The organism is Nocardia sp. NPDC004718 (genome assembly GCF_053601535.1).
This window is the reverse complement of the sequence record NZ_JBSGCA010000020.1, coordinates 115,162-125,369: the sequence shown is the minus strand read 5'-3', so window position 1 is coordinate 125,369 and position 10,208 is coordinate 115,162. Positions and strand designations below refer to the sequence as shown.

The window sequence follows — 10,208 nt, the reverse complement described above, 5'->3', positions numbered from 1 at the left end:
CACCGCCGCGACAACCGTCGCGCTCATCGCGACCGCACTACTACCCAACCGCCCCCTACGCCGCACAATCGACATCGACCCCACCCTCGACCCGACCACGAAAAAGTCCGCGGTGCAAGGCGATCCGACTGCCACGGACGACATGGCCGCACTGGAGGCCGAACTGGACGCATTCGCGGAGTCGAGCTGGGACGAAAACCAACTCTGGGAAGGTGCCGAGCGGGTGTTGCCCGAGCCGGTCGCAGCCGCGTCGATCGGGCGGCATGCGGTGGTAGAGCAGAACGGTCGTGTGTACCGGGTGGCCGCGTCGGCACAGAACGGTCAGTCGACCGGCGGCTTGCCGGGGCCGGACTTCGATGGTGGGGCGTTGGGTGGTCGTGTCCATCGTGAAGACGGTCGTCCGGTGCCGGGTGCGGTGTTGACGTTGGTTGATCACGGTGGCCGTCAGGTCGCGCGGGCGAACAGTGCTGCTGATGGTGGCTATGCGATCACCGCGCCGGAGACGGGTGACTATGTGTTGATCGTGTCGGCGATGGGGCACCAGCCGACCGCGGTGAACGTGTCGGTCGGCCAGCGGCCCCATCACCTGGATCTGACCTTGGTGGGCTCCGGCGAGTTGTCGGGTGTCGTTCGTACCGCCGGCTCCGGTGTGCCGCTGCCGGGTGCGACCGTCACGTTGACCGATTTGCGTGGCGAGGTGGTCGGGTCGGCTGTCACAGGCGGCGACGGCACCTACCTATGTCGCGGTGTGGTCTCGGGTGTCTATACCCTGGTCGCGGTCGCTGAGCGTATGCGTCCCAGTGCCACCACATTGACGGTGCCGGACAGCGGCGTCTTGCGTCATGACATCGAGTTGGCCACGATGGCGGTGCTTGCCGGCTCCGCGTGGGCCGAGGGCAGCCGAGCGGTGCCGGATGTCCTGGTCAGTGTGCTCGACGCCGCGGGGCAGGTGACCGCCACGGCACACACCGACGAGAACGGCCGGTATGTCGTGACCGACCTGCCCGAAGGGCAGTACACCGTCGTTGCGCGCGGTTATCCGCCGGTGACCGGGCAGGTCACCGTGTCCGGTGGCGAGGTCGCCTACGATGTGCGGCTCGGTTACGAGATCGAGGATCGTTGATGAGCGGATTGACCGGTCGTGTTTGCACCGCACAAGGGTGGCCGGTGCCGAACGCAGTGTTGACAGTGACGGATATGACGGGGCGCCAGATCGCCCGTGCGGTCGTCGACGAGACCGGCGCGGTGGGCACTGAGCTGTTGCCCGCGGGTGTTCATACCGCGGTGCTCACCGCTGTCGGGTTCGAGCCCGTAGCGCGGGCCGTGCGGATCTCTCCAGCAGGGACGGGTGTGCTCGGGGAGATGGTGTTGGTGCCGATCGCCGGGACGGTGGCGGCACCGCCACCGGGACCGTGGACGATCGATCCGGTGCATTCGACGGTGATCGCAACGGTGCGTCATCTGGGTATAGCGAGTATCAAGGCCCGATTCGCCGAGGTGAGCGGGCGGTTCGATATCGGTGAGCCGTTCGAGCGGTCCACCGGACACGCGGAGATCAAAGCGGCGAGTATCGATACCGGTATCTCTGCGCGTGACAATCACCTCCGTTCGCCGGAGTTCTTGGATGTCGGCACCTATCCGCTGATCACATTCACCGGCAGCGGGTTGCGTCGTACCGGTGGTGACACCTGGGTGATGCCGGGTGAGCTCACCCTGCACGGGCAACGCCGCCCGGTCGATCTCGAGGTCACCTATGGTGGCTTCGGAGCGGATCCATGGGGCGGCGTGCGTGCTGCGTTCCACGCCGAAACAGTGTTGCATCGCAACGATTTCGCGATCGATTACAACGCGGTCGTGCGCGCGGGAGTGGCCGCCGTCGGCGCCACCGTCAAAATCGACCTCGACATCGAAGTCGTACAGGGCGAGCAGCTACCCGCAATCTAGCCGGCTGCGGGAGAAATGATCTGCGCTGGGTCGATGAATTTCGTTCGTGCACATCGTCCGCATTCCGAAGAGGGAACCGACTGCACGAGGAGAACCCATGACCCATCTGCCGTCCGCGGTCACCGCGCGGACCCTCGACGTCCCGGGCGCGCACCTGTACTACGAACTGCGTGGCGCGGGCCCGCTGGTCGTACTGGCGGGCGCGCCGATGCATGCCGCCGCGTTCGCGCCGTTGGCCGATCTGCTGGCCGTGGACCGCACCGTGCTCACCACCGACCCGCGCGGGCACCAAAGTTCCACGCTGAAGGACACCGAAGAGGACTCGACGCCGGAACTGCGCGCCGACGACCTCGCCCGGCTGATCGTGCACGTCGACGCCGGGCCCGCGGTGGTCTTCGGGTCCAGTGGCGGTGCGGTGACCGCGCTCGCACTGGCCCAGTCTCGTCCTGATCTCGTCACTACGGCGATCGCGCACGAACCACCGATCAACGCGCTGATCGCCGACCGGGACGCGCATCGAGCCGCGACCGACGACCTCGTCGCCACCTATGCCCGAGGTGACGTGCTCGGCGCTTGGCGGAAGTTCTTCGCGGCCGCGAACATTGCGATGCCCGAGCCGGTGCTCGAGCAGATGTTCGGCCCGGAGCACGACCCGCGGCAGCTGGCCAGTGAACGTTACTGGTTCGCCCACGAGATCCGCGGCACCACAACCTGGGAACCCGATATCCGCGCCCTGCACCACGCGTCCACTCGTCTCGTCATCGGTATCGGCGCGGAATCCGCCGGGCAATTCTGTGATCGCACCTCGCGCGCGCTCGCCGCGGCGCTCGACCTGACGCCAACGCTGTTTCCCGGTGGACACACCGGATTCGTCGACGATCCTGGCGCCTTCGCCGACCGGCTGCGCGAAATCCTCGACAAGTCCTGAATCGGCTGGAGTGTCGCCTGCGAAGTCGCGGGATACGACTCACAGCGTGAATCTGCGGCCCTTCGCGGCCCACTCGCCGCGGCCGCGCGGCGTGATGGCCCAGCGGCCGCGGTGCTGGCAGTCCATGATCAAACCACGCGACTGCAGGCGCAGCAATGCGCTGCGCACCGACCAGGCGGTCAGTCGCGCCTGCTGCGCCAGTTGCTCCACAGTGAGCAATCCACCCGGCGCCAGCACACCCAGCACCGCGAAATCGGCGGCAGTCCTGGGGCGTCTCATCATGTCGCGGCCCTTTCCCTCGAGGAGAAGGCAGCCCGGGACCGACATCGGCGCGGTGGCTCGGGTTGCCGAATCGACGGTAGAAGCCACACCGATACCGCCGCCTGCATTTTGCGCGACTTTGCGAAGTGCGTTGACCCGCATCGGGTCCGGTGGGGACGATTGCACGACATCGTCCGCCAGCTCTCGCAAAGGATCAGCTATGAACCTGCGACTTCTCGGATCCGGATCCGACCATGGAGCTTGCCCCGCCGTGTACACGACCGACACGGGCGTGCTCGTGGTGCAGGGCGATGCCACCGACCGCACGGGCACGGTGCGTGTACCGCACCAATTGCTGGACTGGCTGGAACCCGGCATGTGGCTACGGGTGGAGGCGAGTGGAACCTGCGGTTCGGTGCTGGTGGCCGGCGAACCGGTCACCGACCCGGAACTGCTCGCCCAGTTGACCCTCGACTGTCACGAAACCGCCGTGGTGGTGCGCTGATGCTGCACGTCGCCGGTGACCGCTGTTTCGAGCCGCTCTTTCGGGCGGCTCGATTCCGCGCTTTCCACTTGGAGGTGAGAGATCAGTACGTGATGGAGGACGAGCAGGAAGCGTTGCGCCGCTTCGATGCCGGAGTAGCGTACGAGCGAGAGGAACAGCCCGAGTCGTGGAAAGCCTGGGATGCTCTGATGGTCGAGTCGGCCACCCGCGGAGTCACGCTGGAGCGACTACGTGTCGTGACGGTCCCGCATACCGGCTACACCCGGTGGTTGTTGTCGGCGACCGACGACAACATCGCCACCGGCGAGGCGGTGCGCTGGCTACCGCGGCATCTGGTCGACGCGGCGGATCTGCCGCACGACGACTACTGGCTGTTCGACTCGGACACGGTGGCCTTCAACACCTTCGCCGAGAACGGGGCGTTCACCGGGCTGTCTATCAGTACTGATCCAGCGCTGGTCGCCCGGTACCTGCGGGTGCGGGAACGGCTGTGGCCCATGGGCATCGATCATCAACGATATTGCGAGAGTGAGCACGTACCCGAGTGAACGGTGTGTCGGACGCACGCGAGGTGCTGGGCGCGCGCCTGCGTGAACTTCGTCGCGCTGCCCACCTCACCGGCCTGGAGCTGGCCGCGAGGTGCGGCTGGCATTCGAGCAAGGTCTCCCGGATCGAGGGCGGCAAGCAGACGCCGTCGGAAGCGGACCTCGCCGCGTGGTGTGAAGCGTGCGGTAACACCGCCGTGCTGGACGATCTGGTCGCCAATGCGCGCAATCTGCAGTCGATGTACCTGGAATGGCAGCGCACCGTCGCCTCCGGGCACGCGCGCAGGCAACGGCAATCGATCCATTTGGAATCGCAGACCACGCAGATCCGCTGGTACGCGCCGGACACGTTGCCGGGGCTGCTGCAAACCGAGGGCTACGCGCGCGCGATCCTGACCGCCTGCATCGCGGTGACCGGTGGGCGCGACGACCTGGAAGAAGCGGTGGCCGCGCGCATGACCCGTAAGCAGGTGCTCTTCCGGGCGAAACACCGGTTCCACTTCGTGGTCAACCAGGCCGCGCTCTGGCGCACGGTCGGCGACGCGACCGTCATGGCCGAGCAGCTCGCCCACCTGCTCGCGGTGATGGCCAACCCCACTGTGCGGTTGGGCATCATCCCGATCTGCGCCGAGTACCGCGCCCCCGCGACGAACTTCGTCATCTACGACCGCTCACAGGTGCTGACCGAGACGGTCTCGGCGGAGCTGACGATCACGCGCCCGTCCGAGATCGCTCTGCACGAGAAGACCTTCGCGATCCTTGCCGACCAAGCCGAGTACGGCGATCGCGCCCGGGCGCTGATCGCGAAAGCGCTGCAAGGCCGGCGCGGCGCCTGAGCGCGTCGAGCCGTGAGACGACGATGCCGCCGCGGTCGTGCGGCGGCGGCATCGGGCCGGTCAGCGAACGAACGTCGCCGCCTGATCGGCGAGGTCGAGCAACGGCTGCGGAAAGACACCGAGCGCGAACGTGATCGCCGCGGTGATCGCCACGATCGTCGTCGTCAGCGGTGGGCTGACCAGCACCGGCGCGTCGGCGGGCGGGTCGGTGAAGAACATGAGCACGATGACCCGCAGGTAGAAGAACGCCGCGACGGCGCTGCAGATCACGCCGATGACGACCAGTGGTGCCGCGCCGCCTGAAGCGGCGGCCTCGAAGACGGCGAACTTGCTGACGAAGCCGCTGGTGAGCGGCAACCCTGCGAAGGAAAGCAGGAACAGCGCGAACACCGTTGCCAGCCAGGGTGACCTGCGGCCCAGCCCCGCCCACCGTTGCAGGCCGGTGGCCTCGTCACCGTCCGGCTCGCGGACCAAGCTGACCACCGCGAACGCGCCGAGTGTGCCGATGCCGTAAGCCAGCAGATAGAACAGCACGGCGGCGACACCGCGGGCGTTGGCCGCCACCGGGCCGGTGAGCAGGAACCCGGCGTGCGCCACCGAGGAATACGCAAGCATTCGTTTGACGTCGGTTTGCGTAATCGCCATGATCGCGCCGACGGCCATGGTGGCGATCGCGACGGCCGCGAGTATGGGCCGCCAGTCGTCGCGCAGACCGGGCACCGCGACCTGCAGCACACGCACCAACGCACCGACCGCCGCGATCTTGGTGGCCGCGGCCATGAACCCGGTGATCGCGGTGGGAGCGCCCTGGTAGACGTCGGGGACCCAGGACTGGAACGGCACCGCGCCGATCTTGAACAGCAGGCCGACCGCGAGCATCGCGATCCCGAGGACCGCCAGCGTCGCGTTGTCCGGATGCTGGGCGATCGCGTCGGCGATGCCGCCGAGTCGCACCGTAGCCGCCTGGCCGTACAGCAGCGCGACGCCGTAGAGGAAGAACGCCGAGGAGAACGCGCCGAGCAGGAAGTACTTCAGCGCCGCCTCTTGGGAGAGCAACCGCTTGCGCCGGGCCAGACCGCACAGCAGATATAGCGGCAGCGATAGCACTTCGAGGGCGACGAACATGGTCAGCAGGTCATTGGACGCCGGGAACAGCAGCAAGCCCCCGACGGCCAACAGCGTCAGGGGGAACACCTCGGTGGTCGCGACACCCGCGCGCAGCGCCGCGGCTTCGGTCGCGCTGCCGGGCACCGCCGAGGCCTGGGGCGTGAACGCGTCCACACCGCGTTCGAGGGTGGCGGCGGCTCGGCTCCAGGTTCCGGGGCCCGACCGCGCCCGCAGACGCGGCTCGGCTCCGCGCTCGGCGATGAACAGGATCCCGAGCAGCGACACCACCAGGATCGTGCCCTGCAGGAAGAGGGTCACGCCGTCGATCGCGACCGCACCGGCGACAGCGGTGGATTCGGTGCCTGCCAGCAGCACCACCGCGATCAGCGCGGCGACCAAGCCGACCACGCTCAGCACCAGATGGGTGGCGTAGCGGTAGTGCCGGGCGACGAACGCTTCGGCCAGCACACCGAGTACGGCGGCGCCGAACACGATGAGCATGGGGGACAGGGCGCCGTATTCGATGCTCGGCGCGGGAACGCTCGCGGCGAGCGTCGCGGTGGAGGCGAGGTCGGTCATTTGTGGACACCTCCGGGATGGTGGGTCGATCCCGCTTCCGCCGGTGGTGTCGACGGTGCGGGGTCGGTCCGGCCGATGGTGGTGAGGGTCTGGCTCACCGCGGGATTGATGAAGTCGGTCAGGACTTTCGGGTAGATGCCGAGGAACACCAGCGCGGCGATCAGCGGTATCACGACGGCGAGTTCGCGCGGGGCGAGATCCCAGATCCGCTCGTTGCCTTTCTTCACCGGTCCGGTCATCATCCGCTGGTAGAGCCACAGCACGTAGAGGGCAGCGAGCACCAGCGCGCTCGCGGCGATCACGGCGGCGAACTGGTAGCGGGTGAAGGTACCGATCAGCACGAGGAACTCGCTGACGAAGGGTGCGAGCCCGGGTAGCGAGAGCGTCGCGAGACCGGCGATGAAGAACGTGCCCGCCAGCACCGGGGCCACCTTCTGCACGCCGCCATAGTCGGCGATGAGCCGGGTTCCGCGCCGCGACACCAGGAACCCGGCCACCAGGAACAGTGCGGCGGTGGAGATGCCGTGATTGACCATGTACAGCGTCGCGCCGGTTTGACCCTGGCTGGTCATGGCGAAGACGCCGAGGATGATGAAACCGAAGTGGGAGATCGAGGTGTAGGCGATCAGGCGCATCACGTCGGTCTGCCCGATGGCCAGCAGCGCGCCGTAGACGATGCCGATCACCGCGAGCGTGATCACCAGCGGCGCATAGGTGCTCGCCGCGTCGGGGAACAGAGGCAGGCAGTAGCGCAGCATGCCGAAGGTGCCCACTTTGTCGACCACCGCCATCATCAGCACCGCGCTGGACGGCGTGGCGGCGACGGCGGCGTCGGGCAGCCAGGTGTGCAGCGGCCACAAGGGCGCCTTCACCGCGAAAGCGAACATGAACCCGAGGAACAGGGCATTGAGCACCGCGGGACCCGCGCCGAGCTGCCCGGCGTTGGCGGCGGCGACCACGGTGCGGAAATCGAACGTGCCCGAGGACCCTTCGCCCAAACCTTCGCGGGCGGTGAGTACGTACAACCCGATGACCGCGGCCAGCATGATCAGCCCGCCGAACAGGTTGTACAGCAAGAACTTCACCGCCGCGCGCGAGCGCTGCCTGCGCACCAGCGCGTCGCCGGTGCGCGGCCCGAACCCGCCGATGAGGAAGTACATCGGGATGAGCATCGCCTCGAAGAAGACGTAGAACAGCAGGATGTCCAAGGCGACGAAGGAGACCAGCACCATCGCCTCGACGAGCATGATGAGCGCGACGTAGGTGTGGGCCACCCGCTTGCCGCTGCCGACTTCGCGTTCGTCGTGCCAGCCCGCCAGGATCAGCAGGGGCACCAGTGCCGCGGTCAGCAGCACCAGTACCAGTGCGATGCCGTCCAGTCCGAGGGTGTAGCCGGCGCCGAACGCCGGAATCCACTGATGGGATTCGATGAACTGGTATTGCGCCCCGCCGGGATCGAAGCGCACCGCCAGCGCGATGCCGATACCGAGCGTGAGCACCGAGAAGGCCAGTGCCACCGCGCGCGCGAGCGTGCGTCGCGCGGCGGGAAGCACGAGCACGATCGCCGCACCGACGACCGGCGCCAGCCACAGCGTCGTCAACCAGGGGAACTCGCTCACCACAACCTCACCGCCAGCAGGGCTGCGGCCACCAGGGCCGCGCCGGTGAACATGGACAGGGCATAGGAGCGCACGAAGCCGGACTGCACACGCCGGGCTCGCGCGGACAACCCGCCGATCAGCGCCGCGATGCCGTTCACGACGCCGTCGATGCCGCGATTGTCGAGGAAGACCAGCGCCCGGGTGAGGTACTGTCCCGGCCGCATGAACGCCGTTTCGTTGACCGCGTCGCCGTAGAGGTCGCGGCGCGCCGCGACGGTGAGCGCGGAGACGGCTTCGGGTGCGGTCTCGGGGATGTCGCGCTGCGCGTACTGCGAGTAGGCCACCCAGACGCCGACGGCGACCACGCCCAGCGCCAGGATGGTGACCAGCGCCGCGGGAACGGTTTCGGTGCCGTGGTGGGCGCCCACGACCGGTTCGAGCCAGTTCTGCAGCGAGGAGCCGAAGACGAACACCGCGCCCGCCCCGATCGAGCCGAGGGCGAGCAGGATCATCGGCCCGGTCATCACCGCGGGGGCTTCGTGCGGGTGGGTGTCCGGTTTCCAGCGCCGTTCGCCGAAGAACGTCATCAGCATGACCCGCGTCATGTAGAACGCGGTCAGGCCCGCGCTGAGCAGCGTGACCAGTCCCAAGGCGACCCCACCGAGGCCGCCTTGGTTGAACGCCGCCTCGATGATCCGGTCTTTGGAGAAGAATCCGGCGAACGGCGGAACACCGATGATGGCGAGGTAGCCGAGGCCGAAGGTGACGTAGGTGATCGGCAGCAGGGTGCGCAGTCCGCCGTAGCGGCGCATGTCGGTTTCGTCGTCCATCGCGTGCATCACCGAACCGGCGCCGAGGAACAGCCCGGCCTTGAAGAACCCGTGGGTGAGCAGATGCATGATGGCGAAGGCGTATCCGGCGGGGCCGAGTCCCGCGGCCAGCACCATGTAGCCGATCTGGCTCATGGTGGAGGCGGCGAGCGCCTTCTTGATGTCGTCCTTCGCGCAGCCGATGATCGCGCCGAACAGCAGGGTGACCGCGCCGACCAGCACCACGCCCAGGCGCGCGTTCGGTGCGAGGTCGAAGATCGCGTTGGAGCGCGCGATCAGGTACACGCCCGCGGTGACCATGGTGGCCGCGTGGATGAGCGCCGACACCGGCGTGGGGCCTTCCATCGCGTCACCGAGCCAGGATTGCAGCGGCACCTGCGCGGACTTGCCGCACGCGGCCAGCAGCAGCAACAGGCCGATCGCGGTGAGCGTGCCCTCGCCCGCGGCGGACGCGGCGCCGAACACGACGTCGAAGTCGATCGACCCGAACGTCGCGAACATGACCATCATCGCGATCGCCAAGCCCATGTCGCCGACCCGGTTGACGACGAACGCCTTCTTGGCCGCCGTTGCCGCCGAAGGCTTTTCGTGCCAGAACCCGATCAGCAGGTAGGAGGCCAAGCCGACGCCCTCCCAGCCGAGGTAGAGCACGAGGTAGTTGTTCGCAAGGACCAGCAGCAGCATGGCCGCGAGGAAGAGGTTCAGGTAGGCGAAGAACCGCCGCCGCGCCGGATCGTGGCTCATGTAGCCGATCGAGTAGATGTGGATCAACGAGCCGACGCCGGTGATCAGCAGTGCGAAACATATCGACAGCTGATCGAGTCGCAGCGAGAAGTCGACCTGGAGACCGGCTACCGGGACCCAGCTGAACAAGTCCTGGCGCACTGCCCGGTCGGCGGTGTCGCGCCCGAGCATGTCGGCGAACGCGAGCGCGGCGACTACGAACGAGGCCAGGGCCAGCGCGGTGCCGAACAGATGGCCCCACTTGTCGGCGTAGCGTCCGGTCAGCAGCAGGACGATCGCGCCCGTCAGGGGGAGGGCGGGCAGCAGCCACAGCGTTGCGGTGTCCACG

At 67.7% G+C, this 10,208-nt stretch carries 10 protein-coding genes; 6 read left to right on the top strand and 4 right to left on the bottom strand.

Annotation, left to right across the window (positions count from 1 at the left end):
• The 3 genes from ACWEH3_RS17635 to ACWEH3_RS17625 all read left to right on the top strand — a co-directional run.
• Positions 1-1,123: MSCRAMM family protein (locus ACWEH3_RS17635; RefSeq protein ID WP_450016945.1), on the top strand; the 1,123-nt coding region annotated here is incomplete at its 5' end.
• Positions 1,123-1,944: a YceI family protein gene (locus ACWEH3_RS17630; RefSeq protein WP_450016947.1), complete on the top strand. Its 822-nt coding sequence runs from the start codon at positions 1,123-1,125 to the stop codon at positions 1,942-1,944. The genes ACWEH3_RS17635 and ACWEH3_RS17630, both read left to right, overlap by 1 nt.
• 97 nt (positions 1,945-2,041) lie before the next feature.
• A complete protein-coding gene (locus tag ACWEH3_RS17625; RefSeq protein WP_450016949.1) occupies positions 2,042-2,872 on the top strand; it encodes an alpha/beta fold hydrolase in 831 nt (276 codons plus the stop codon).
• 39 nt (positions 2,873-2,911) lie between these two features.
• Here ACWEH3_RS17625 and ACWEH3_RS17620 read toward each other — a convergent pair whose 3' ends face one another.
• Positions 2,912-3,154 carry a MarR family transcriptional regulator gene (locus tag ACWEH3_RS17620; protein ID WP_159929549.1) on the bottom strand — a complete coding sequence of 81 codons (243 nt, stop codon included), beginning with the start codon at positions 3,152-3,154 and terminating at the stop codon, positions 2,912-2,914.
• 250 nt (positions 3,155-3,404) lie between these two features.
• Between ACWEH3_RS17620 and ACWEH3_RS17615 the strand changes: the two genes are divergently transcribed.
• From ACWEH3_RS17615 to ACWEH3_RS17605, 3 genes are read left to right on the top strand one after another with little or no spacing between them, the layout of a single operon-like run.
• Complete coding sequence (locus ACWEH3_RS17615; RefSeq protein WP_450016951.1) at positions 3,405-3,638, top strand: hypothetical protein; 234 nt, start codon at positions 3,405-3,407, stop codon at positions 3,636-3,638.
• On the top strand, positions 3,638-4,186 hold the full coding sequence (locus tag ACWEH3_RS17610; protein WP_450016953.1) for a DUF6879 family protein: 549 nt from the start codon (positions 3,638-3,640) through the stop codon (positions 4,184-4,186). Before ACWEH3_RS17615 ends, ACWEH3_RS17610 begins: the two co-directional genes overlap by 1 nt.
• Before the next feature lie 5 nt (positions 4,187-4,191).
• Positions 4,192-5,019 carry a helix-turn-helix domain-containing protein gene (locus ACWEH3_RS17605; protein ID WP_355074010.1) on the top strand — a complete coding sequence of 276 codons (828 nt, stop codon included), beginning with the start codon at positions 4,192-4,194 and terminating at the stop codon, positions 5,017-5,019.
• A gap of 60 nt (positions 5,020-5,079) precedes the next feature.
• Here the strand turns inward: ACWEH3_RS17605 and nuoN are convergent, their stop codons facing one another.
• The 3 genes from nuoN to nuoL are packed head-to-tail and all read right to left on the bottom strand — an operon-like array spanning position 5,080 to position 10,207.
• The gene (nuoN, locus tag ACWEH3_RS17600) at positions 5,080-6,705 is read right to left on the bottom strand and encodes an NADH-quinone oxidoreductase subunit NuoN (RefSeq protein WP_450016956.1); all 1,626 of its coding nucleotides are present in this window, start codon (positions 6,703-6,705) and stop codon (positions 5,080-5,082) included.
• Positions 6,702-8,324: an NADH-quinone oxidoreductase subunit M gene (locus ACWEH3_RS17595; protein WP_450016958.1), complete on the bottom strand. Its 1,623-nt coding sequence runs from the start codon at positions 8,322-8,324 to the stop codon at positions 6,702-6,704. Before ACWEH3_RS17595 ends, nuoN begins: the two co-directional genes overlap by 4 nt.
• Positions 8,321-10,207: an NADH-quinone oxidoreductase subunit L gene (gene nuoL, locus ACWEH3_RS17590; protein WP_450016960.1), complete on the bottom strand. Its 1,887-nt coding sequence runs from the start codon at positions 10,205-10,207 to the stop codon at positions 8,321-8,323. The genes ACWEH3_RS17595 and nuoL overlap by 4 nt, the downstream gene beginning before the upstream one ends.
• Between the last annotated feature and the right edge of the window lies 1 nt (position 10,208).

What these genes read in the sequence shown, in the direction of transcription:
- ACWEH3_RS17630 (WP_450016947.1), top strand. Translation starts at nt 1,123, where the DNA reads ATGAGCGGATTGACCGGTCGTGTTTGCACCGCACAAGGGTGGCCGGTG.
- ACWEH3_RS17625 (WP_450016949.1), top strand. Translation starts at nt 2,042, where the DNA reads ATGACCCATCTGCCGTCCGCGGTCACCGCGCGGACCCTCGACGTCCCG.
- ACWEH3_RS17620 (WP_159929549.1), bottom strand. Translation starts at nt 3,154, where the DNA reads ATGATGAGACGCCCCAGGACTGCCGCCGATTTCGCGGTGCTGGGTGTG.
- ACWEH3_RS17610 (WP_450016953.1), top strand. Translation starts at nt 3,638, where the DNA reads ATGCTGCACGTCGCCGGTGACCGCTGTTTCGAGCCGCTCTTTCGGGCG.
- nuoN (WP_450016956.1), bottom strand. Translation starts at nt 6,705, where the DNA reads ATGACCGACCTCGCCTCCACCGCGACGCTCGCCGCGAGCGTTCCCGCG.